Annotated in this window: 24 protein-coding genes; 7 read left to right on the forward strand and 17 right to left on the reverse strand. The window is 64.0% G+C overall.

The genetic code is table 11. The features are described 5' to 3' along the window. Nucleotides 1–89 precede the first annotated feature (89 nt). Entirely contained in the window at nucleotides 90–431 is a 342-nt protein-coding gene (fliE, locus tag H597_RS0126570) for a flagellar hook-basal body complex protein FliE (protein ID WP_028104782.1), read from the forward strand. 26 nt (nucleotides 432–457) lie between these two features. On the opposite strand, the gene H597_RS0126575 is transcribed toward fliE, so the two are convergent. The 12 genes from H597_RS0126575 to H597_RS0126630 all read right to left on the reverse strand — a co-directional run bounded on the left by H597_RS0126575 (nucleotide 458) and on the right by H597_RS0126630 (nucleotide 12708). Next, nucleotides 458–1219 (reverse strand): flagellar brake protein, encoded by a 762-nt coding sequence (locus H597_RS0126575; RefSeq protein ID WP_035375333.1) that lies wholly within the window; start codon nucleotides 1217–1219, stop codon nucleotides 458–460. After that, complete coding sequence (locus H597_RS0126580) at nucleotides 1219–1575, reverse strand: EscU/YscU/HrcU family type III secretion system export apparatus switch protein (protein ID WP_035375335.1); 357 nt, start codon at nucleotides 1573–1575, stop codon at nucleotides 1219–1221. The genes H597_RS0126575 and H597_RS0126580 overlap by 1 nt, the downstream gene beginning before the upstream one ends. Next, complete coding sequence (fliK, locus tag H597_RS0126585; RefSeq protein WP_028104785.1) at nucleotides 1562–2830, reverse strand: flagellar hook-length control protein FliK; 1269 nt, start codon at nucleotides 2828–2830, stop codon at nucleotides 1562–1564. Before fliK ends, H597_RS0126580 begins: the two co-directional genes overlap by 14 nt. Before the next feature lie 14 nt (nucleotides 2831–2844). Then, on the reverse strand, nucleotides 2845–3177 hold the full coding sequence (locus H597_RS0126590) for a flagellar protein FliT (protein ID WP_229632251.1): 333 nt from the start codon (nucleotides 3175–3177) through the stop codon (nucleotides 2845–2847). Between the two features lie 6 nt (nucleotides 3178–3183). After that, nucleotides 3184–3618, reverse strand: a complete 435-nt coding sequence (fliS, locus tag H597_RS0126595; RefSeq protein ID WP_028104787.1) for a flagellar export chaperone FliS — start codon at nucleotides 3616–3618, stop codon at nucleotides 3184–3186. 21 nt (nucleotides 3619–3639) lie between these two features. Beyond that, nucleotides 3640–6297: a flagellar filament capping protein FliD gene (fliD, locus tag H597_RS0126600; protein WP_229632252.1), complete on the reverse strand. Its 2658-nt coding sequence runs from the start codon at nucleotides 6295–6297 to the stop codon at nucleotides 3640–3642. Between the two features lie 176 nt (nucleotides 6298–6473). After that, complete coding sequence (locus tag H597_RS0126605) at nucleotides 6474–6845, reverse strand: flagellar protein FlaG (protein ID WP_028104789.1); 372 nt, start codon at nucleotides 6843–6845, stop codon at nucleotides 6474–6476. Between the two features lie 75 nt (nucleotides 6846–6920). After that, nucleotides 6921–8402, reverse strand: coding sequence for a flagellin N-terminal helical domain-containing protein (locus H597_RS0126610; RefSeq protein WP_028104790.1), 1482 nt, complete (start codon nucleotides 8400–8402; stop codon nucleotides 6921–6923). A gap of 290 nt (nucleotides 8403–8692) precedes the next feature. Further along, entirely contained in the window at nucleotides 8693–10270 is a 1578-nt protein-coding gene (locus H597_RS0126615) for a GGDEF domain-containing protein (protein ID WP_028104791.1), read from the reverse strand. Nucleotides 10271–10382: 112 nt separating this feature from the next. Beyond that, on the reverse strand, nucleotides 10383–11030 hold the full coding sequence (locus tag H597_RS0126620; RefSeq protein WP_028104792.1) for a response regulator: 648 nt from the start codon (nucleotides 11028–11030) through the stop codon (nucleotides 10383–10385). Then, the gene (locus H597_RS0126625; RefSeq protein ID WP_154668300.1) at nucleotides 11023–12111 is read right to left on the reverse strand and encodes a sensor histidine kinase; all 1089 of its coding nucleotides are present in this window, start codon (nucleotides 12109–12111) and stop codon (nucleotides 11023–11025) included. The genes H597_RS0126620 and H597_RS0126625 overlap by 8 nt, the downstream gene beginning before the upstream one ends. Before the next feature lie 15 nt (nucleotides 12112–12126). Then, nucleotides 12127–12708, reverse strand: a complete 582-nt coding sequence (locus H597_RS0126630) for a hypothetical protein (RefSeq protein WP_028104794.1) — start codon at nucleotides 12706–12708, stop codon at nucleotides 12127–12129. A 39-nt stretch (nucleotides 12709–12747) separates the two neighbouring features. Here H597_RS0126630 and greB point away from each other — a divergent pair, with 39 nt between their 5' ends. Together greB and H597_RS34450 are read left to right on the forward strand one after the other, a co-directional pair. Next, nucleotides 12748–13311 (forward strand): transcription elongation factor GreB, encoded by a 564-nt coding sequence (greB, locus tag H597_RS0126635; RefSeq protein ID WP_028104795.1) that lies wholly within the window; start codon nucleotides 12748–12750, stop codon nucleotides 13309–13311. A 104-nt stretch (nucleotides 13312–13415) separates the two neighbouring features. Beyond that, entirely contained in the window at nucleotides 13416–14036 is a 621-nt protein-coding gene (locus H597_RS34450; RefSeq protein ID WP_028104796.1) for a transposase, read from the forward strand. A 33-nt stretch (nucleotides 14037–14069) separates the two neighbouring features. On the opposite strand, the gene H597_RS0126645 is transcribed toward H597_RS34450, so the two are convergent. Genes H597_RS0126645 through gmk form a run of 3 tightly spaced genes read right to left on the reverse strand, consistent with a single transcriptional unit; the run spans nucleotide 14070 to nucleotide 17255 of the window. Then, a complete protein-coding gene (locus H597_RS0126645; protein ID WP_028104797.1) occupies nucleotides 14070–16358 on the reverse strand; it encodes a RelA/SpoT family protein in 2289 nt (762 codons plus the stop codon). A gap of 24 nt (nucleotides 16359–16382) precedes the next feature. Beyond that, nucleotides 16383–16586 carry a DNA-directed RNA polymerase subunit omega gene (gene rpoZ / locus H597_RS0126650; protein ID WP_005665923.1) on the reverse strand — a complete coding sequence of 68 codons (204 nt, stop codon included), beginning with the start codon at nucleotides 16584–16586 and terminating at the stop codon, nucleotides 16383–16385. A gap of 27 nt (nucleotides 16587–16613) precedes the next feature. Then, on the reverse strand, nucleotides 16614–17255 hold the full coding sequence (gmk, locus tag H597_RS0126655) for a guanylate kinase (protein ID WP_371850749.1): 642 nt from the start codon (nucleotides 17253–17255) through the stop codon (nucleotides 16614–16616). A gap of 104 nt (nucleotides 17256–17359) precedes the next feature. Here gmk and H597_RS0126660 point away from each other — a divergent pair, with 104 nt between their 5' ends. Together H597_RS0126660 and H597_RS0126665 are read left to right on the forward strand one after the other, a co-directional pair. Next, on the forward strand, nucleotides 17360–17944 hold the full coding sequence (locus H597_RS0126660) for a TetR/AcrR family transcriptional regulator (RefSeq protein WP_028104799.1): 585 nt from the start codon (nucleotides 17360–17362) through the stop codon (nucleotides 17942–17944). After that, the gene (locus H597_RS0126665) at nucleotides 17941–18825 is read left to right on the forward strand and encodes an alpha/beta hydrolase family protein (protein WP_229632253.1); all 885 of its coding nucleotides are present in this window, start codon (nucleotides 17941–17943) and stop codon (nucleotides 18823–18825) included. The genes H597_RS0126660 and H597_RS0126665 overlap by 4 nt, the downstream gene beginning before the upstream one ends. Here the strand turns inward: H597_RS0126665 and H597_RS0126670 are convergent. Next, nucleotides 18822–19571 (reverse strand): DUF72 domain-containing protein, encoded by a 750-nt coding sequence (locus H597_RS0126670; protein ID WP_028104801.1) that lies wholly within the window; start codon nucleotides 19569–19571, stop codon nucleotides 18822–18824. The two genes, H597_RS0126665 and H597_RS0126670, sit on opposite strands and share 4 nt — an antisense overlap. 188 nt (nucleotides 19572–19759) lie before the next feature. Beyond that, nucleotides 19760–20650 carry a YicC/YloC family endoribonuclease gene (locus H597_RS0126675; protein ID WP_028104802.1) on the reverse strand — a complete coding sequence of 297 codons (891 nt, stop codon included), beginning with the start codon at nucleotides 20648–20650 and terminating at the stop codon, nucleotides 19760–19762. 97 nt (nucleotides 20651–20747) lie between these two features. On the opposite strand from H597_RS0126675, the gene H597_RS0126680 reads away from it, so the two are divergent. Both H597_RS0126680 and H597_RS0126685 read left to right on the forward strand, forming a co-directional pair. Continuing rightward, nucleotides 20748–21740, forward strand: coding sequence for a serine/threonine protein kinase (locus H597_RS0126680; RefSeq protein WP_028104803.1), 993 nt, complete (start codon nucleotides 20748–20750; stop codon nucleotides 21738–21740). 12 nt (nucleotides 21741–21752) lie between these two features. Continuing rightward, complete coding sequence (locus tag H597_RS0126685; protein WP_028104804.1) at nucleotides 21753–22685, forward strand: PP2C family protein-serine/threonine phosphatase; 933 nt, start codon at nucleotides 21753–21755, stop codon at nucleotides 22683–22685. Nucleotides 22686–22688 lie beyond the last annotated feature (3 nt).

Genomic DNA, 22688 nt, shown 5'->3' on the forward strand with positions numbered 1-22688 from the left:
TTTGCCCTGCTGCTCAGGGCTATCCCCTTGTGTCATGCCCCTTATTCTGGAAGCCTGAACACAGGAATTTTGTATCTTGGAGCCAACGAATGAGAACAGGCGGAATAGATTCTAGCCAGATCCAGGCCATGATCGCCCAGCTGCACGCGGCGGCGACGCGCCCCTCGGCCACGCCGCCAGCGATCCAGACCGAGAAGGTGGTGCAAAAGCCGGACTTCAGCAACGCCCTGAAGGGCGCGCTGGACGCGGTGCAGGCCAGCCAGGACACGGCGGAAGGCTTGACCAAGCGCTTCCAGATGGGGGACGACTCGGTCAATCTGTCGGACGTGATGATTTCCATGCAAAAAGCCAGCATCAACTTCCAGGCCACGGTGCAGGTGCGCAACAAGCTGGTGCAGGCCTACCACGACATCATGAACATGCAGGTTTAAAGAAGAAAGCCCCGGCTTTTCAAGTGCTATTCAAGGCCGGCGATGCGGGCGTTGCGTTCGCGCTCGAGCTTGGTGATGTAGCGCTGCACGGCGCTCAGCGAGGAGCGCGACAGGTCGACGAACTGGCAGCCCAGGCGGCGGTTGGTCTTGTTGTTTAAAAGCGTCAGGTCCAGCGAGTTGCGGATCTGCAGTCCTGTGCTGATGATGCCGATCTCCGGCAGTTCGATGCGGCAGTCGCCGTACACCTTGCCGATCGTGTCGCCCAGGATCAGGCTGTTGTCCAGGATGGCGATGCCGCCGCAGCTGATATCGGCCAGCGGGAAGGCCTTGCTGCCGCCGCCCAGTTCGGCCGGCTGCGGGATCGTGGCCAGCACCGGGCTGCTGACCGGCGTGGCCATCCGGTAGAACTCGCGCCGCTGCAGGCGCACCAGGGTGGCCGGCAGGGGCACCCTGAACGCCGCGCTGCCTTCGTAGGTGAAGGGTTCGATCTGCTCGACGCTGAACATGATGCGGATCTTGTCCAGCGTGGTTTCGAAGGAGAGGCGCTTGGCGCCGAGGATGCGGCGGTTCTGGTCGGGGCTGATGGAGCAGTCGAGGATCACGTGGCCGCCATCGGCATCGACATCCAGGATGGAGGTGACGCAGACATCGGCTTCGCCCTTGACCAGCATGCGGATCAGCTGGTTTTTCTCGCCGATGCTGCGCAGCAGGGCAATGATCTCGCGCCGCGAAGCGACCTCGAAATTGTGCCAGTTCTCTAAATCCGAATCCGAAATATAGCTGTGCATCAATGTCCGTTGTCTGGGGATTCAATCGGTACGCTGAGGTCCGGCGCCGGTGGCGCTGGCTTGCCAGTCTTTTGCGCTGCTTCGATATGATAAAGCCAGGCTAACAGTTCCGCAATTACACGGTAGAGCAGTGGCGGGATCTGCTGGTCCAGGTCCACTTCCATCAGCAGCGACACCAGTTCCTTCGATTCGTGGATGTACACGCCGTGCTCGGCCGCCACGGCGATGATCTGCTCGGCGACCAGGCCGCGTCCTTTGGCGACGACTTTGGGGGCCGCTTGGCCGCTCTTGTAGGCGAGGGCGACCGCGCTTTGCAGCGGCTTGCGCGTGGCGTCGCTGGCGTCACTCTGTGCCATCCTGGCCTTCCGCGTTGATGGCCAGCGAGGTCAGCGGCGCGCCGGCGGCATCCATGGCCTGCTGCAGCGCGCCGGCCCAGGCGCGCAAGGTGGCGGCCGTGTCTTCCGAGCCGGACTGCACGGCGATATGCACCTGGTCGCCGACCAGGGTGACGTGGGCGGCGACCTGGCCCAGCATGGGGAAGCGGAAGCGCACGCCGCTGCGCCAGACGCTGTCGGCGCCCTCGCCCTCGCCGTCGCGGCGGCCGCCCTGGCCGCCGTCGCCGCGCGGCTGTTCGCGTTCCACCTGCCATTGCATCGGCTGCCCGGGCCAGGCTTCGCCCTGCCATATCACCTTGCCTTGTTCCTGCGTGTGCAATTGCTGGTTGATCATCTGCGCCGCCGACAGGTCGGGGCCGGCCAGGGCCTTGGCCACGGCCTCGGCCTGGCTGTGCGCGGCGCCCTGGGCCGCGGCCTGACGCTGCATCTGCGGCTCGCGCTGCAGGTCTTGCAGCGGGCGCTTGCCTTCGGCCCATTCGGCCACATGGGATTCATAGAACAGGCCGCTGTCCCCGAGGGCGCGCTGCAAGCCTTCGCGCAGCATGCCGGTGTCGGGCGGGCCGCCCGCGCTCAGCGCTGCTTTGCCATTGATGGTGACCGGTACGCCGGGCGTGGTATAGGCCGAGGCCAGGGCGCTGGCGATGGCGCGCGCGGCCGGGCTCAAGATCGCGGGCGCGGTGTCCTTGCCCAGCGCCGGCAGCTGGTCGGACGGCACCAGGGGCGCCTTGCTGAGCAGGGCGGCGCCCGGGCTCAGGGCGCGTCCCTGCGCCGCCGCGGCCTGCCCCGTTGCGCCCTCGGCAGGCGGCTGCTTGCCGCTCAGGTTGAGGATGGCCGCTTCCTGGGCCGGCAGGCGGCCGCCCTCGGCGGGCAGGTCGGGCAGCGCGTCGCCGCCGACGAAGGTGGCCAGCTGGCCGGCCTGGGGATTGCCGCTGCCCACTTGCAGGGTGGGCCGCGGCTGGCCGCTGATGACGGTCAGCGGCAGCTCGTCGCCGGCATTGACGCCGGCCGGCAGCAGCATGCGCGCGTTGGTGTCGGCCAGGCGCACCAGGAAGCTGCCGTCGGTGAATTTGCTGAGGACCTGGGCGGGCAGGGTTTGCCCGACCATTTGCGAGAGCGCGCGCTGGAAGGCTTCCTGGCGCGGCGCGGCGACCGCCGGCGTGGCGTTGGCAGCGCTGGTGGCGCTGACGCCCCGGACATCCAGGCGCGGCGGCAGCATGGCGGCCGCCCCGCTCAGACGGCGCCGTAGGCGGCGGCCAGGCGCCGTTCAGTGCCGGTGTTGTTGATCAGTTTGGACAGCTGCGCCATCCAGGGCATGGTCAGGTCGCGCACCTGGCGGTCGTCGTCCAGGATCTGCTTGATCAGGTCCAGCTTCTGCTGGCGCTCGCCGGCGTCGAGCACGACCCTGGCTTCATTGCCGCGCAGCGCGGCGACCTGTTCCGCCACCTGGGCCTCCAGCGCTTCCAGCCCGTCCCAATCGGCCGCCGCCGCCGCCGCCACCATCTTGTGGCTCAGTGCCGCCATGGCGGCGTAGGCGCGCAATACTTCCACGTTCGTCATGCTCATCCTCGCTTACATGCTGGCCATGGCGGCTGGCTGGTTGGGGGCCGGGGCGGGCGCGCCGCCGATCTGGTTCCAGGTGTCGCGCAGGTCGGCCACCAGGCCGCGCACTTCCTCCAGGATGTCGGCATCGTTCTTCAGGTTCGCTTCCAGCAGGCGGCGGCTCAGGTAGTCGTACAGGGCGTCCAGGTTGAGGGCGATTTCGCCGCCCACTTCCTTGTCCAGGCTGGCGCGCAGGCCGTCGTCGATGATACGGATGGCCTTGGAGATGGCCTTGCCCTTCTCCTGCACATTGCCCGCCTTCATCTGCGTGATCGCGGTCATGATGGCGGCCAGGGCGCCGTCGTACAGCATGACGATCAGCTTGTGCGGCGAGGCGGAGGTGACGCCGGTCTCGAGGCCGACTTTGGCATAGGCGTTGACGCCGCGTGGGGTGCTTCCAAACATGGTCTCTCCTTCTTCCTGCGATCAGCGGTTGGAGGCGATGGCCGCCAGCTGCTGCGTCAAATATGCTTGCGTGCCCTGCATCTTGGACAGGGTCGCGTCCAGGCGGGTGAACTGGGTGCGGTAGCGCTTTTCAATATCGTCCAGCTTGGTCGAGAAGGCGTCGCGCTGCTTGGCCACATCCTTGATGCTGTTGTTCAAGCCTTCCGTCACGCTGGTCAGCACACCGCCGGTGCCAAGGAAGGAGGTGGCCAGGTTGTTGAGCTGGTAGGCATAGCCCTGCGAGAAGCCGACCGTCCCGCGGTCGCCCAGGGCGCCGCCGGTGATGTCGATTTTCAAGCCCTCGGTATCGCTGCCGTCGGCGCCGGTCAGGGTCTGGCCGCTGCCGACCACGGCCTTGCCGCCCAGGGTGCCGGCCACATCGGTGCCGGCCACCGGGCTGGCGCCGCCGAACACGCTGGCGACGCTGCTGCCGCCGACATCGCTCAGCCCGATGTTCGAGGTCGAGCCATACTTGCTGGAGGACAGCACCAGCTTGCCATTGCTGTCGATCGAGGCGGCCACGCTGGCGCCGTTCGACGAGAAGGCCGAGGTGCCGTTGATGGACGACTGCACGATCTTGGCCAGGTCGGCCGGGGTATAGGTGCCGGCCGGGATGGTGACGTTGGCGATGTTCTTCGAATTGCTCGGCGTGCTGTCGTTCAGCGACACCGCCCACACCGTGTTGGCGCCGATGGTGGTGCTGGGGCCGACCGCTGCCGCGCTGGTCAGGGCGCCCTGGCTGGCCAGGTTGGTGATATTCAGCTCATAGGTGCCGGGCTTGGTCTTGGCGGTCGAGCTGACAAAGTTGACATTCGGGTCGGTGGCCTTGCCGATCGCGGTAAACAGGCCGGCGATATCGCCGAAATTGCTCTCGATCGCCTTGCCCAGCTTGGCGTCGTCCAGGTTCAGCGTGCCGTCCTTGGCGAAGGAAATGCCGACCTGGCCCAGATTGGTCAGGCCGCCCGCCAGGCCGGTGATCTGCCCGCTCAGCATGCGGCGCAGCTGCGCCTGCATCGACTGTGCGGTCGGATCGCCTTGCAGGGCGCCGGCTTTCTTGGTTTCCGGATCGTAGGCGGTGAGCTTTTTCAGCGCGCCGTTGAGGTCGTTATACGCCTTGACGAAGGACTGCAGGTTGCTCTTCAAGGTGCTGGTGTCGCGCGCCACATTCAGGCTGCTGCTGCCGACCTGGTTGGCCGTCATGCTGACGCCCTGGATCGCTTCGCTGACCGTGTTCGAGTGGCTGCTGACGGCGATGCCGTTCACGGTCAGCTTGGTGTCCTGCGCGGCCGTGGTCTGCTGCATCGACTGGCTGCCGCCGGGATCATAGCCGAGCAGCGATTGCAGGGCCGCGTCGGGCGGGTTGCTGCCGTCGCCGCTCAGGCCGATTTTCATCGAGGCGTTTTCGCCGGTCTTGTTGGACGTCAGCACCAGGTGGTAGGGATTGCTGCTGCCGTCGGACACGATGGTGGCCGTCACGCCCAGGCTGGCCTTGTTGATCGCATCGGCCACGCCCTGCAGGGTGTTGTTGCTGCTGTCGATCACCACCGAACCGGAGGGCTGGCTGGCGTCCTGGCTGAAGCCGCCGCCCAGCACGCTGCCGCCGGTGCCGGCAGTCAGGCCGGCGCCGGCCGGGTTGGTGCCGGCGATGGTGATCGGGCTGCCATTGGCCGAGGCCAGGCTGACGCTGCTGGCCGAGGCATAGCTGGCGCCGGCGTTGGCGGCGCCGGCCGCCGTCTTGGCGCCGCCGGTGACGCCGGTCGCCGTTTCGGTGATGGCGACGCTGGCGCCGCTGGCGCTGCGGAATTCCAGGGTGCCGGCGGCGGCGCTGCCGGTGAAGGTGATGCCGGCCGCCGCCAGCGCGGTGGCGGTGGCGCCACCGGCATTGGCCAGGTCGGCGTCCAGCGCGGCGGCGGTGACGCCGGCGCCGGCCGCCACGCCCGCGCCCTGGCTGGCGATCACGGTATTGCCCACTTTCAGGCTATAGGAACCACCGGCCGCGGTGGCCACGTCGCCAAAGGTCGAGAAGATATTCGCCACGCTGGCGGTGACGCCGGTGGTGGTGCTTTTCTCATTGATGGCGCTGGCCAGGGCGCTGGCGCTGTTGGTGCTGGCCGAGGTGGCGATCGCCGTGCCGTTGATGCTGAGCGAACCATTGCTGAGGCCATTGGTCAGCATGGCCGAGCTCAAGCCGCTGCCCTGCAGGCCGAAACTGCCGCTGGCGCTGCCGAACTGAAAGAACAGGGTGGTCGCGCCGCCCAGGCCGATGGTCGAGGTCTTGCTGGCCAGGCCGCTGGTCATCAGGGTCTGCGCCTGGGCAATCTGCGACACATTGATCTTGTAGTTGCCGGCCACCGCCTTGGCCGAGGCGCTGGCGCTCAGCACGTCCTTGCTGCCGACGGTGGTGGTCAAGCCCTTGAAGGCGGTGGCCGAATTCAGGCTGCTCAGGGCGCCCTGGAACACGCCGACGGCGCCGCTCAGCTGGCCAAAGGCGCTCACCTTGGCCTGGTAGGAGGCGGTCTTCTTGTCGTAGCCCGACAGCGGGGCGGCTTCGGCCGCCATCAGCTTGTCGACGATGTCGTTGACATTCAGGCCGGAACCGAGACCGGGGGATGACAGTGCTGGGGTGGAAGAAAGGGCCACGGCAAACTCCTGAGGAAACAAGATAAGTCTAACTTGTTTACGGCAGATTCAAAGGGGACTTGAGAGGGGGAAATACCTGTTTGTTCGTGGCCGAAATGGCAAGGATGCACGGATATAGCATAACGAAAAAAAGCCCGGGCTGCCGCAAGGCAGGCCGGGCTTCTGTGTCGCGCCGCTCAGGCTTCCTGGTTGACCAGCAAGCCTTTGGCGGGCACCAGGGATTTGGCGAGCTGCAAGGCTTCCGGGGTCGGAATCTGGCGCAGCACTTCCTTGGTTTTCTGGTCGATCAGTTTGACGATGGTGCGGTGGCTGTCCTCGTCGATGGAGAATTCCAGGCTTTGCGCCCGCTCCTGGATCGACTTGTTCAGCTTGGCGACCGCTTCTTCCACATCCTTCTTGGAAGGCACGGCCTGCTTGGCCTTGACCGCGTCGATGGTTTCCACCGCAGCGGCGGGGCTGCGGCCTGCCACCGGAAGGGCCACCATCTCGTGGACCGCGCCGCCACGGTCGGCCCGTGGCGCAGTAGCAGTAATCGAATCGATAGTCATGGAGACCTCCTACGGAAAATTCCCCGGTCCGGCGAACCGGAGCGGGGAAGCGCTTTCCAGCTAGCTGTCCGGCGCTTAGCCGCGCAGCAGGCTCAGCACGCCGTTCGGCAGCGAGTTCGCCTGGGCCAGCATGGCGGTACCAGCTTGTTGCAGGATCTGGCCGCGGGTCAGGCTCGCGGTTTCTGCAGCGAAGTCGGTGTCCTGGATGCGGCTACGCGATGCGGACAGGTTCTCGGTCGTCGTGCTCAGGTTCGAGATGGTCGACGAGAAGCGCGACTGCAGTGCACCGTAAGCAGCACGCTGGTTGTTCACCGACGCCAGGGCGGAGTCGGCAATCTTGATGGCCAGCTGGGCGTTGTCGAAGGTGGTCACGTCCAGGGTCGACACGGCCTTCAGGGTCGATGCCTGGATGGTGGTGGCAGCGGCAGCCGCACCGACGCCGAAACCGGAACCGTTATCCTTGACCGAGAACGAGCTTTCCGAGTCGAAGGTGACGCGGCCGTTGCCCACGGCGGTGGCGGCGGCAGCCTTGGCGTCGAACGCGGCGGTCAGGGCATTGGCGGTGGTGTAGGTCGACACGTCCAGCTTGCTGTTCGCGGCCGAGGCCTGGTTCACCAGCGAGATGTCGGCGCCGGTCGAGCTGGTCAGCTTGATGCCGCCGTTCTTTTCATCGTATTGGGCGGTGATGCCGGTCTTGGCCGATTGCGCATTGATGGCGTTGATGCCGGATGCGTAGTCGGTGGCCGAGGACACGGTGGCGCCGGTCGAGAACGACACGCGCACGGCCGAGCCGACGTTGTCGCCCACCAAGTCGATCGAGTACGACTGGCCGGTACCCAGGGCCAGGTTGACGTCGGTACGCGCCGAAGCGGTCACGCCGGTCTGGGAGGTCAGCTTGTTGACGCCAGCGGCGATCGATTTGGCCGAGTCGCCTGCCACGGTGGTGTAGGTAGCGGCACCGCGCACACCGGCCACGTCGATGGCCTTGGCCGCCACCAATTTGGTGGTGGCGCCGGCAGCAACCTGGTCGTTTTCCACACGGTTGTCGCCGTAGGTATTGGTCAGGAAGTTGGCGCCGCTGGCCGAGATGGTCTGGTTGGCATCGGCACCGACCTGGAAGGTGGCGGTACCCATGGTGCCGTCCAGCAGGTTCTGGCCGTTGAAGGTGGTGGTTTGCGCCACGCGGTTCAGTTCGGATGCCAGCTGGCCGACTTCAGTCTGCAGGGCTTGACGGTCGGAAGCGGAGTTGGTGGCATTCGAGGACTGCACTGCCAGTTCACGGATACGCTGCAGGATGTCGCCGGAGGACGCCAGGGCGCCTTCCGCGGTCTGGGCCAGCGAAACGCCGTCGTTGGCGTTGCGCACAGCCTGGTTCATACCGCGGATCTGGGAAGACATACGGTCGGAAATCGCCAGGCCAGCCGCGTCGTCTTTCGCGCTGTTGATACGCAGGCCGGAGGACAGACGTTGCAGGGAGGTCGACAGGCTGTTCTGGGAAGCGGTCAGGTTGCGCTGCGAGTTCAGGGACGAGATGTTGGTATTGATTACGGAAGCCATGGTATTTCTCCATACGGTACTGCTGATTTGGCAATTTGCTCATTCACTTTGGCCCGCCACGCTGTGCTGTGACGATCAAGCCGCTGTTGTATTGGGTAACGGTTTCCACACGGGAACCTTTAGGGCGATTTGCGCGGTAAATCGTCCTGTTACTCCCCTCAAGTTGCCTGCGCCATGTTCGCTAAGACGGCGTGTTTTTCCTGAACTTTAGGCCGGAAAAAAATATTTTTCATGCGCCGAAAAGACGAAAAAAAACCCGCCGGAGGGCGGGCTGCTGGGAGCGCGGTGGTTTATTCGGCAACGACGACCCGGTTCTTGCCCGATTTCTTGGCCTTGTACATGGCCTCGTCGGCCCGCTTGACCAGGTCGGCCTGCACTTCGTTGGGGCGGCGCAGGGCGACGCCGGCCGAGAAGGTGATCAGCACCTTCTCGTTTTCATGCATGAAGAAGTGGCGCGTCAGTTCGCGCTGCAGGCGGGTCATGGTGGCCTCGGCCGCCTCGATGTTGGTCTCCGGCAGCAGGATCAGGAATTCCTCGCCGCCGAAGCGGGCGATCACGTCCATGGAGCGCAAGGTCTCTTTGACAACCTTGACCAAATGTTTCAGCGCATTGTCGCCGGCGATATGGCCCAGGGTATCGTTGAGTTTCTTGAAGTCGTCCAGGTCCAGCACGGCGATGCACAGCGGCGTGCCGCGCCGGTCGGCGCGCGCCGTCTCGCGCTCGAACACATCGTCCAGGCCGCGCCGGTTCAGCGAGCCGGTCAGCTGGTCTTCGCGCACCAGTTCGCTCAAATGCTGCAGCTTGGCTTCCAGGGCGTGGATGCGCGCCTCGGCATCCTGCACTTCCTGGCGCGCCACCATCATATTGTCGCGCGCCTGCAGGGCATCGCTCTGCACCTGGCGGGTTTCCTTCAGCACATCGTCGAGAATCTGGTTGAGCTCGCCGATATCGTGGGCGGCGCGGATTTTGTCGGAATAGCCGCCGATCTTTTCGTGGAAGTCGCCAGTCGAGGTCGCCACGGCGCCGAGGCGGTCGATGAAGGTCATCATCATGTTCTTGACGGTGGCCTTGACGTCCGTGATCGAGTGCTTGAGCTGGCTTTGCTTATAGATGACGTCCTTCAGGCTGCGCGTGGCTTCCTCCAGCGCGCGCGAGTCGAGCGGGCCGGCGATCAGGTTCTGCACGGCGTCGATCTGGCCGCGCAGCCAGGAATCGTCGTCCAGCAGCTCGCTGACGTTTTCGAGCAGCAGGCGGAACAGGCGCAGCAGCAATTCCTGCTGCTCGGCCGTGTCGCCGCTGCGTAGTTCGATCTGGTAGCACAGCTGCTTGAGGCGGCTGCTGATTTCGGCCAGCGCCGCGTCCGTATGGGCTTCCTTGGTGGCCGCGCCCAGCGACTCGGCCTCGGCCACCAGGGCTGGCGAGCCCGACAGCAGGGAAGCGACGGCGAAGGTCAGCGTTCGGCTCAGCAGTTCACGCAGGACGCGCGCCTGCTCGTTGGTCTCTTCCGGCACCAGGCCGCCGGCGCCCACCTTGACCAGCGGGCGTTCGGCCAGCGAGGCCAGGGTGCGGGCATAGGTATCCCAGTCGCGCGCCTTGACCGCGCGGTTGAAGCGGCGGCCGAAGTCGGCCAAGTCGCCCGGCTGGTCGGTCAGGCGCGCGGCAAACTGGGCCAGCATGGCTTCGGCCGGGCTGTCCTGCACCACGGGGGCGGGCGGCGGCGTGCTGACGCCGGCGATTTCATTGTAGATGTCGCGATACGCGTCAGGCGTCGGGGCAATCCGGCGTACGGCGAGGCGGCGGAACGCCTCGCGCGCAATATCAGCCGGATTCATGTCCCCCGCGGCTGGATTGGTGGGTTTGCTAGACATCTGACGTACAGCCTTTTCAAAGGTTTACCGATTGTCAGCATCTTAAGCCACCCGCCAGTCGCCCGATTCCAGAATCAACGGGTGGAAATGTGCTTACTTCACGGCATCATTTCTATTCGATCAGCTGGTTCTTGATGGCGTAGTGCGTCAGCTCGGCGCTGTTCTTCAGGTTCATCTTGGCCAACAGGCGGGAGCGGTATTCACTGACTGTCTTGACCGAGAGCGATAGTTCCTTGGCAATCGCGCCCACCGTCTTGCCGGAGGCGATCATGGTCAGGGTCTGGTATTCCCGGTCCGACAGCGTTTCATGCGGCGCCGCCTGGTGGTCCTCGCCGACATGGTTGGCCAATTCCTGGGCCAAGGCCGGACTGATATATTTTAACCCTGCCGCACACTGGCGGATTGCATTTACTAACTCTTTTGGCGCACTTTGTTTGGTGAGGTAGCCGGCGGCGCCGGCCTTGAGCGAGCGGATGGCGTACTGGTCTTCGCGGTGCATGGATAGCACCAGCACGGCCAGTTCCGGCTTGTCTTTCTTGACTTGTTTTAGTACTTCAATTCCGTTGCGATCTGGCAGCGAAATATCAAGTAGTAATACATGGCAGCCGGACTTGCGGAACAGCTTGATGGCATCGAGGCCGCTTTCCGCCTCGCCGGCGACCACGATGTCCCGGGTCTCGGCCAATATCTGTTTCAAGCCTTCGCGCACAATGGCGTGGTCGTCGGCAATGAAAACCTTGATGACGGCTTTTTCATTCATGGCCTATTGTAACGTCCGGGGCCGATGCCGGGAGACGGATTTTTATCGCCACTTCGGTCCCGCCGCCGGCCGCATGGCCCAGGGTCAGCGTACCGCCCAGGGCCCGGGCCCGCTCGGCCATGCCGCGCAGGCCGAAGGAGTCGGGCTTGGCGCGGTCGGCCGGGCGGATGCCGCGGCCGTTGTCGCTGATCTTCAAGGTCAGCACGCCGCGGCTGCGGCTGAGCCGGATCGCGGCCGCGCTCGCTTGGGCATGCTTGGCGATATTGGTCAGCGCTTCCTGCGCAATGCGGAACAGGGCGGCGGCCTGTTCGGGATCGAGCTCGAGCTCCTTCATGCCGGCGCGCAGGGTGCAGGCGATGCCGGCCTGGGTCTCGAATTCCTTGGCCTGCCATTCGAGCGCGGGCAGCAGGCCGAAGTCCAGCACCGTGGGGCGCAGGTCCAGCGTCAGGCGGTGCACGGCGTCGATGGTGCGGTCGACCAGGGCGTCGACATAGGACGCCTTCTTCTGCAAGGCTTCATCGTCGGGCAGGCGCGCCGCCAGCATGGCCAGGGCCATCTTGATGGCGGTCAGGTTGCCGCCCAGGTCGTCGTGGATTTCGCGCGCGATGCGCTCGCGCTCCTGCTCCTTGACCTTTTCGATGTGGGCGGTCAGCTCGGCCAGGCGGGCGCGGCTGGCGCGCACTTCGAGCTGCTCGCGCTTGCTCTCCGTGATATTCGACATCATGCCTTCCCACAGCACGGCGCCGCCGGGCAGGGCGTGCGGGGTGCAGCGCAGGTTGATCCACTTGACGTCCTTCCAGGCCTCGACCCAGATGCGGCCTTCCCAGTTCCAGCTCGCCATCGACTGGGCCGACGACTGCATCGACTCCAGGTAAGCCGGGCGGTCTTCCGGCAGTACCAGGGACAGGAAGCGCTCGGGCACCGCCTGCAGTTCGGCGGCGCCGACGCCCAGCAAGGCCAGGCAGCCATCGCTCAGGTAAGGGAAGGACACGCTGCCGTCGGCCGCGCGGCGGAACTGGTACACCAGGCCGGGGGCATTGGCGGCGATCGTGTGCAGGGTGGTCGGCAAGGCTGGGCGCATGGTCGGGCGACGGGCTCAGCGGCGGCGCATGCGCCAGAACGCGCTGAAGCGGCGCAGCACGCGCATCGGCCGGGCGGAAAGCCGGCCGCGGCGCCAGCCGGCACGCCAGCGGCGCAGGCGCTCGCGCACACTGTCCACCAGGGCGCGGTACGCGCGCCAGGCGGCGCTGGCTTTCAGGCGGGCCACCCAGCGCTCCTTCACCGCGAGGAAACGGCCTTGCAGCCAAGCGAACCAGCGCAGCTTGAGCAGGGACGGCCGGGTCAGCGTGTACAGCCGCGCCACCGCGGCGGCGCCGGCGATCTTGGCCAGCACGAACACGCTCAGGCCCATGATGGCGTGGCCGCGCGCCATGGCGAACAGGGCCAGCAGCTTGACCGGGAACAGCATCAGGGCCGGCAGCAGGAAGACGGCCATGGCCGCGGCCGGGCCGAGGCCGCAGATGAGGCGTTCCAAGGCCCGGAAGGGCGGGAAGGCGGACAGCCGTATCATCAGGCGCGCGCCCGCATCCCACAGCCATTCCTCGAAAATGAGGAACAAGGCAGCCAGGTAGACAAGCGGCGCAAACAGGCGGCGTCTGAATGTGTACAATCGCTTCATGTGGCAGCCATTATTGCACCAAATAATTAGAATGCGGTTATGAACAAAGCTTTTGTCAAAGAGAGCGAGCCGGACGATGACGACGACCTGCCGCCAGGCGCGCCGCCGATTCCAAAAGGTTCCAAAAATTACATCACGCCGGCCGGCTATCAGCGCATCAAGGACGAGTTGCTGCAGCTGATCGATGTCGAGCGTCCTGAAGTGGTGAAGGTGGTGCACTGGGCCGCCTCCAACGGCGACCGCTCCGAGAACGGCGATTACATTTACGGCAAGCGCCGCCTGCGCGAAATCGACCGCCGCATCCGCTTCCTGACCAAGCGCATGGACCTGGCCGAGGTGGTCGATCCCAGCATCCACCATGGCAACGACCAGGTGTTCTTTGGCGCCACGGTCACCTATGCCAAAGGCGATGGCGAAGAACACACGATCACGATCGTCGGCATCGACGAGTTTGATCCGCTGAAGGGCAAGATCAGCTGGATCAGTCCGGTCGCCCGCACGCTGACCAAGGCGCGCGAAGGCGACATGGTCCTGCTGCACACGCCCAACGGCGCCGAAGAACTGGAAATCCTCGACGTCAGCTACCCCGCCCCCGCGCCTTGAGCGTGCACAAAACGCCAGCCGGCAGTACGGCTATCCTTTGACTGGACGGTGTCTGACCCTGCGGGTCAGACACCGGTGTACCGGTTTTGACAAGGAGCGCTGAAATGCCCCGTTCCCTTCGCAATTACCCAGCAGGCACCTGTCTTCATCTCGTACAACGTGGCAATAATGGCCAAGTATGTTTCCATGACGACGAGGAGCGAAGGCGCTTCCTGGCGTTACTTAAAGAGCATAGTCTGAAGTCCGATTGCGACATTCACGCATATGTGTTGATGAGCAATCACTTCCATCTTTTGGTCACGCTGCGCGCACAAAACTGCCAGGCGAGTTTCATGAAATCCCTGGCGCAACGAACTTCGCGTTGGCGCCATGTGCGGCATGGCGGTACTGGAACGATGTGGGATAGCAGGTATCACTCCTCGCAAATCGATAGCGCGGCCTATCTGCTGTTGTGCCAGCGATATATCGAACTGAATCCAGTGCGCGCCAGGATGGTTGATTTCGCCGGTGCGTATAGGTGGTCGAGCTACCGTGCGAATGCGGAAGGGAAAGAGGACGAATTGCTGCGTCCACACCCGGTCTATCTTGATCTTGGCATCGATGTTTTAGGCCGGCTGCGCGCGTATAGGGCACTGTTTGATTTGCCATTTTCCGAGAAGGACTTGGAGCGCATCCGGTTTGCGATCAAGGGGGATGCTACGCTGCGCAGCGCGAAAAACCGGTAAACCGGTGTCAGACCCGCAGGGTCTGACACCATGCTATGCGCGCTCGCGGGTGACGCGGTTGACGCCGGCGACTTTCCTGACGTTGCGGATCAGCGCTGCCAGGTGGACGCGGTCCTTGACCTGGATCGTGAAGCGCAGCTGGTGCAGGATGTGCTCGCGGTCTTCGTCCATGCCGACGAAGGTGATGTTGCCGTCCGATTCGCCGATTTCGGCGGCGACGCGCGCCAGGATGCCTTTTTCATTGTTGATGATCAGGCGGATCCGGCTGTCGAAGCGGCGGTTGATTTCCGTGCCCCATTTCACGGCGATCCAGCGTTCCGGTTCTTTCTGCTTCAGCCGCTTGGCGACCGAGCAGTCGCCGGTGTGCACCTGCAGGCCCTGGTCGCGCCGCAGCTGGCCGACGATATGGTCGCCCGGGATCGGCAGGCAGCACGGCGCCAGCTGCACCGACACGCCTTCGCTGCCGTAGATGGTGACCGGGTCCAGCTCTTTCGGGCTGGTGTGCTCGATCGGCGCGCTGGCCGATTCGCCGCCCAGCAGGCCGAAGATGTGGCGCGCCACCAGGGCGGCCATGCGCTTGCCGATGCCGATGTCGGCATGCAGCTCTTCCATCGACTTGGCCGAGGATTCGTTCAGCAGGCGCTCCATCAGCGGCGGCGGCAGTTCGCGCGGCACGTTGATGGCGGCCAGCGCCTGCGCCAGCAACTGCTGGCCGAGGCGGATCGATTCCGGCAGATTGATGGTGCGCAGGTGGTGGCGGATCGCCGAGCGCGCCTTGCCGGTGCGCACGAAGGACAGCCAGGTCGGGCTCGGGCGCGAGTTCGGGTCGGTGACGATTTCCACGATGTCGCCGTTGCGCAGCTCCGTGCGCAATTGCGCCGCTTCGCCGTTGATGTTGACCGAGACCGTGTGGTCGCCGATGCCGGTGTGGATCGAGTAGGCGAAGTCGATCGGCGTGGCGCCGCGCGGCAGGGCGATGATCTTCGATTTCGGCGTGAACACGTAGACCGAATCGGGGAACAGGTCGACCTTGACGTGTTCCAGGAATTCGGCCGAGTCGCCGGTCTGCTGCTGGATGTCGAGCAGCGATTGCAGCCAGGCGTGGGTGCGCTGCTGCATGTCCGAGATGTTGGCGTCGTTGCTCTTGTACAGCCAGTGCGCCGCCACGCCCGATTCGGCGGTACGGTGCATTTCCTGGGTGCGGATCTGGAACTCCACCGGCGTGCCGTAGGGGCCGATCAAGGTGGTGTGCAGCGACTGGTAGCCGTTCAGCTTGCGGATCGCGATATAGTCCTTGAACTTGCCCGGCATCGGCTTGTACAGCGAGTGCAGGGTGCCCAGCGCCACATAGCAGTTGGGGAAGCTGTCGACCACCACGCGGAAGCCGTACACGTCCAGCACCTGCGAGAACGACAGGTGCTTGGAGCGCATCTTCTTGTAGATGCCGTACAGGGTCTTTTCGCGGCCGTAGACTTCGGCCTCGATGCCGGCCATGGTCAGCGTGTTCTTCACCGCGTCCAGGATCTTCGACACCACCTCGCGCCGGTTGCCGCGCGCCGCCTTCACGGCCTTGTGCAGCACATGGTAGCGCAGCGGGTACAGGTGGGAGAAGGACAGGTCCTGCAGCTCGCGGTAGATATTGTTCAGGCCGAGGCGGTGCGCGATCGGCACATACACTTCCATGGTCTCGGCTGCGATGCGGCGCTTCTTGGCCGGCACCATCACTTCCAGCGTGCGCATATTGTGCAGGCGGTCGGCCAGCTTGATCAGGATCACGCGCACGTCCGAGGCCATGGCCAGCAGCATCTTGCGGAAGTTTTCCGCCTGCGCCTCGATCTGGCTCTGGAACTCGATTTTTTCCAGCTTCGACAAGCCGTCCACCAGGTGCGCCACCTGGGCGCCGAAGCGCTCGATCAGCTCCTCCTTCTTGACGTCCTGGTCCTCCATCACGTCGTGCAGCAGGGCCGCCATGATGGCTTGCGCGTCGAGCTTCCATTCGGTGCAGATTTCCGCCACCGCGATCGGGTGCGAGATATACGGCTCGCCCGACTTGCGCACCTGGCCCAGGTGCATCTCGTCCGAGAAGCGATAGGCTTCCTTGACCTTTTTCAGGTCGGCCTCGCTCATGTACTCGGCCAGCTTTTCGGTCAGGTGGGTGATGGTGGCGACGCCGGTTGGCACGGCCGGCGCGGCCGGCGGGGACGGCGGGGACGGCGAAACTGCGGGGGCAGAAACGTCAACGCCCGGCTGTTGCTTAGCCGGGCGCCGTGCCCGCCGTGCGGGCTGTTCGCTGATGTTGGGATCGGCGGATGACAGGTTCATATCGGGAACAAAAAGGTTCCCAGCTTACATAGGGACCTTTTTCAGCATTTCCAGGCCTACTTTGCCGGCGGCGATTTCACGCAGGGCGACGACGGTTGGCTTGTCCTTGGCTTCGACCTTAGGGGTGTGGCCTTGCAGCAGCTGGCGTGCGCGGTAGGTGGCTGCCAGGGTCAGCTGGAAGCGGTTAGGGACGTTCTTCAGGCAATCTTCAATAGTAATACGGGCCATGCTTTCACTCCTGGGTAGATGCGGTATTTATTCTGCGTGGTCGGCGTGGATGCCCAGCTCGGACATCAACTTGGCATTGCGGGCGGCTTGTTGCGCGAACCGGCAACGGGCGGATCGGACGATCGCGCTCAGCTCCGACAAGGCGACCGGGAACTCTTCGTTGATAATAACATACTCAAACTCCGGCGCGTGGGCGATTTCGCCGCCCGCCGCCAGCAAGCGGCGGTTGATCACGTGGACTTCGTCCTGGCCGCGCTTGTGCAGGCGCTCTTCCAGCGCCGCGAACGAGGGCGGCAGGATGAAGATGCCGGCCGCCTGCGGGAACTGCTTCTTGACCTGGCGCGCGCCCTGCCAATCGATCTCCAGCAGGATGTCGGTGCCGGCCTTCATCTGCTCTTCCACGAAGATGCGCGAGGTGCCGTAGTAATTGCCGTGCACCTCGGCCCATTCCAGGAACTCGCCCTGGGCGGCCCGGGCGCGGAAATCCTCGGCCGTGGTGAAGAAGTACTCGCGGCCATGCTGTTCGCCCGGGCGCGGCTGGCGCGTGGTGGTCGAGATCGACAGCTTGATGGCTGGTTCCTGCGCCAGCAGGGCATTGACCAGCGTCGATTTACCGGCACCGGATGGCGCTGCAACCATGAACAGGCTACCGGAAAAATGTTGGCTCATTGGCAATTCTCAAAAGCTAGGCTCGCGCCCAAAGAGGTATTTTACCAAGGGCAAGTGGTTTTGCACTGCTTGACAATGGACCGACCGGTCTATAGAGTTGTTTGATGACGACGCCCACCCTGACCACCCGCGAACGCCTGATCAACGCCATGATCACCACGCTGCAGCACCGCGGCCTGCACGGCGCCGGCCTGAGCGAAATCCTGGCCACGGCCAAGGCGCCCAAAGGCGTGATGTACCACCATTTCCCCGGCGGCAAGGACCAACTGGCCGTGGCCGCCATCGAAGCCACCTTCAGCTTCCTGCTGCACAAGCTCGACACCTATATGGAGCGCGAGCCCGACGTGGTCAGCGCGCTGCAGGCCTGGATCCTGCGCGCCCTGCGCGGCCTGGACGACAGCGCATTCGAACTGGGCTGCCCGCTGGCCGCCGTGGCGCTGGAATCGACCGCCGGCGACGTGGACATCCGCAACGCCCTGAAAACCGGCTTCGCCAGCCTGCGCGGCCGGATGGCCGATGCGCTGGTGCTGGCCGGCCATGAACGCCAGCGCGCGGAAGGCATCGCCGCCCTGATCCTCGCCGCCTACGAAGGCGGCCTGCTGCAAGCCCGCGTGGCGGGCGATACCGCGCCGATGGTGCAAACCATGGACGCCCTGATGCCGATGCTGAACGTGGAGAAGAAAACATGAGCAATATGCCCGCCGCCGCCCTCCTGCTGGCGGAAAAACTCGAACTGCGCGCCGCCGACGGCTACCAGCTCTCCGCCATGCGCTACCGCGCCCGCGGCCCGGAAAAAGCGCGCCTGCTGGTGGCCGGCGCCACCGGCGTACCGCAAGGCTTCTACCGCCGCTTCGCCGAATTCGCCGCGGGGCAGGGCTACACCGTCCTGACCTTCGACTACCGCGGCGTCGGCGGCTCCGCGCCGACAACCCTGCGCGGCTTCGAGGCCAGCTTCCTCGACTGGGCGCGCCTGGACCTGAACGCGGTCATCGAATTTTTCGCCCCCGCCGACAGCACCCCGCTGTACATGGTCGGGCACTCCTACGGCGGCCACGCACTGGGGCTGGTGCCGAACCACGCAAAGATCGCCGGCGTCTACCTGTTCGGCGTCGGCGCCGGCTGGCACGGCTGGATGCCGCCCCTGGAACGCCTGCGGGTGCTGGCCATGTGGCACATCGTCGGCCCCATCGTCACGCGCTGGAAGGGCCGCCTGGCCTGGAGCAAGCTTGGCATGGGCGAAGACCTGCCCATGGGCGTGTACCGGCAATGGAAGCACTGGTGCAAATTCCCGCGCTACTTCCTGGACGACCCGGATGTGCCCGAGATCGCGCAAGGCTTCGCCGAAGTGCGCATGCCGATCCTGGCGCTGAACGCCACCGACGACTTATGGGCGCCGCCGCTGTCACGCGACGCCCTGATGTCCGGCTACCGCAACGCAGCGTGGCACAGCGTCGATATCGACCCGGCCGTCGCCGGGCTGGGCAAGCTGGGGCATATGGGCTACTTCCGCCCGCATGCACAAGCGCTGTGGGAGCGCGCCCTCGCCTGGTTCGACGGGCTGGAACGCTAACGCTTGGCCGCCAAGGCGCGCAGCAATTCCTGCGCCGCCGCAGGGGCACGCTCCTTGGCGCCGTTGATGAAATAGACAAAGACATCGCGCTTGCCATCGTCGGACCAAGCCTGTGCCTGCGCGGCCCACTTCTTCAGGGCGGGTTTGGTATAGCCGGTGGCGATCTCGCTTTGCGCATCCATCAGCCGAGCGTAGACGAAATCGCCGGTCACCTCGGTGAAATGGGGGTATTTCGGCGAATCGGTAATCACGGTCGCGATCTTGTGTTTCTTTGCCAGCGTCAGATACGCGGGGCACAAGAAGCTTTCGTGGCGCGCATCGAGCACATGCTGCAGCTTATGTTTGCCGAGTTTCCTGGGCAGCAGCTTGAAGAACGCCGCCACATCCTCCGGATCGAAGCGCTTGGTCGCGGCCAACTGCCACAGGATGGGGCCCAGCTTATCGCCCAGCTCGGACAGGCCGCTCTTCATGAAACGTTCGATCGACTCGCCAGCCTCGCCCAGCACCTTGCGGTTGGTGGCAAAGCGCGACGCCTTCACGGCAAAGACGAAATCTTTCGGCGTACGTTCGGCCCAGCCGGCGAAATGTTCCGGCTTGGCGTCGCGGTAGAAAGTGCCGTTGATCTCGATACTGGTCAGCACACAGCTCGCGTATTCCAGCGCGCGCTTGATGGGAACATCCGGCGGATAGAAAGTTTCGCGCCAGGGAGCAAACTCCCAACCACCAATGCCAACGCGGATATTCATCGTTGAATTCCTTGGAAGAAATTCGGGGTCAGGTCTGTCATTTGGACACCCGAAGACGACATTTGAGAAATCTCAATACGCTCCTAAAATAGCAAACGGGGCGAGCGCACAGTTGTGCGTTTCGCCCCGTATTGATCTTTATCAAAGGTGTGCGTTGGCTGTCCAAATGACAGACCTGACCCCGACTTTTATTCGAGGTTCTGGACTTGCTCGCGCATTTGTTCGATCAGCAGCTTCAGTTCCATCGAGGCGTCGGCCAGTTCCTTGACCGATGCTTTGGCGCCGAGGGTGTTGGCTTCGCGGTTCAATTCCTGCATCATGAAGTCGAGGCGTTTGCCGACTTGGCCGCCTTTTTTCAGGATGTGGCGGGTTTCGCCCAGATGGGCCGACAGGCGGCCCAGCTCTTCCGCGACGTCGATGCGGATGCCGTACAGGATCACTTCCTGGCGGATGCGTTCCATCGCGTCCTGGCGCGACATCGACGTGTTCGAACCTTGGCAGGCCAGGCCGAGGGCTTCCTGCATGCGTTCGACAGCTTTTTGTTGGAATTGTGCAACTACCTGAGGAATCAGTGGGGTAATTCTTTTGACAATGGTTTCCATCGCTTCGATGCGGGAAACCAGCATCGCTTCCAGGGCCGCGCCTTCGCGCTGGCGGCTTTGGACGAAGGCGGCCAAGGTCTTGGCCATCAGGGCCGCAACGTCGGCCTGCAGCGATTCCTGGCCGATTTGTGCCTCTTCGACAACACCGGGCCAGCGCAGTAGTTCCGCAACACTCATCTGTGCTGCGCCCGAGAAATGCTGGCCTACCTCGCCCTGGAGGCGGGCCAGTTCGTTGAGCAGGGCGAGATTCAGGGCCTGGGTGCCGGCGGCGGCGGCCTTACGGCCAAAACTGAGCCGGAGCTCTACTTTGCCGCGGGTGATGGCGCCCATGATGGCGGAGCGTAAATCGGGTTCGAGGGCCCGCAAGTCGTCGTTGATGCGGAATTGCAGGTCAAGAAAGCGTGAATTGACGCTTTTGATCTCAATTGTCAGTGTGCCCGCGGCGCTTTCGCTGGTGGCGACGGCGTAGCCAGTCATGCTGGAAATGCTCAAAGGATATCCCCGATTTTGTCTTTGTCTTTACAATATATTGCTTTGTCCCACACAATCCGGTTTAGTTGAAGCGAGGAAACTTATGGCAGCACAAAACAACGCTCCATTACCGGATGGCCTGGAAATTGCTGGATACCGCATTGTAAAGAAAATTGCGTCAGGCGGGTTCAGTATTGTGTACCTGGCCTACGATGCCGAAGGTAATGCAGTAGCAATTAAAGAATATTTACCAAGTAGCCTTGCATTGCGTCAAGAGGGCGAAATGGTGCCTGTGGTCACCAAAGCAAACCTTGCGGTCTTTAGGATCGGGTTGAAATGCTTTTTTGAAGAGGGCCGTGCATTAGCGAAGATTTCACACCCGAATGTTGTAAGAGTGTTGAATTTCTTCCGCGCGAACGAAACGGTGTATATGGTCATGGCCTATGAATCGGGTCATTCGCTGCAGGACCACATTCAGCGCCAGCGCAGCAAGGGACGCAATTGCAGCGAGGCTTTCGTGCGGCAGATCTTCACGCAGGTGCTGAAAGGCTTGCGCGAAGTGCATACCAACAAGCTGCTGCACCTGGACCTGAAACCGGCCAATATCTACCTGCGCACGGACGGCACGCCGATGCTGCTGGACTTCGGCGCGGCGCGCCAGACCGTGAACACGGACAGCCCCAAGCTGATGCCGATGTATACGCCCGGCTTTGCGCCGCCCGAGCTGTATTCGAAGACCGAGGCGCTGGGCCCGTGGACCGACGTGTATTCGATCGGTGCGTCGATGTTCGCCTGTATGCTGGGCCAGCCGCCGCAGCCGGCCGACCAGCGCCGCAAGGAAGACAAGATGGAAGCCTACCTGCAGCGGCTGGACGGCAATTACTCGCCGGAGCTGATCAAGCTGGTACGATCGACTTTGCAGATTGATCCTTTGAGCCGTCCGCAAAGTCTGTTCGAGCTGCAAAAACTGCTGGCGCAGACGCCGGTGCCGAAAGAACCGCCTCCTGCGCCGGGGGCAATTGAAAAGCTGGGCAAGCTGGCAGGCAAGCTCGGATTCGGCCGCAAAAAAGAAGCGGCGCCGCGCTCGCAAAAATAAGGAGTTCATGCCATGCAATTCGCGGTATATCAGGAAACACACATTGGCGGCCGCAAGGTCAACCAGGACCGGATGGGCTACAGCTTCACGCGCGACGCGCTGCTGCTGGTGCTCGCCGACGGGATGGGCGGGCACGCGCGCGGCGAAATCGCCGCTTCCATTGCCACCCGCACCATCTCGCAGATGTTCCAGCAGCAGGCCACGCCTTACGTGAAGGGGGCCGAGCGCTTCCTCGAAGAGGCGATGGAGGCCGCGCACCGGGACATCCATACGTACACGATGACCCACAATATGCCGGAGTCGCCGCGCACCACCATTGTGGCCTGCCTGGTGCAGCACAATACCGCCGTGTGGGCGCACTGCGGCGATTCGCGCCTGTACTGGGTGCGTAACGGCCAGCTGCACGGACGTACGCGCGACCACTCGCATGTGGAGAACATGATCGAGAAGGGGCTGATCCCGGCTTCGGCGCGCAATACCCACCCGGACCGCAACAAGCTGTACGCCTGCCTGGGCGCCAGCAGCGCTCCGCGCATCGAGATCTCGGGCCGCGCCAATTTGCTGCCGGGCGATACCTTGATGCTGTGCTCCGACGGCTTGTGGGCGGTGGTCAGCGACGAGGAATTGGTGCAGATGCTGACCACGCAAACCGTGGTGCGCGCCGTGCCGGACATGCTGGCCACGGCGCTGCGCCGCGCCGGCGAGACCAGCGATAACGTGACGGCGTTGGCCATCATGTGGCAGGGCGCCCTGGTCGCCGACGGCGCGCCGACCACGCACGCCGGCTCCACGGTGATTTCGACGGAACAGCTGCCGGAGGATGTGGTGAGCACCACCATCCATGGCGCTAAAGTCGAGAACGACGTGTTCGACGACGACGAAATCGAGAAGGCGATCGCGGAAATCCGCGGGGCCATCGAGAAGTCCACCCAATTATTGAAATAGGAA

It is taken from the genome of Pseudoduganella violaceinigra DSM 15887, from assembly GCF_000425385.1.
GTDB lineage: Bacteria > Pseudomonadota > Gammaproteobacteria > Burkholderiales > Burkholderiaceae_D > Rugamonas > Rugamonas violaceinigra.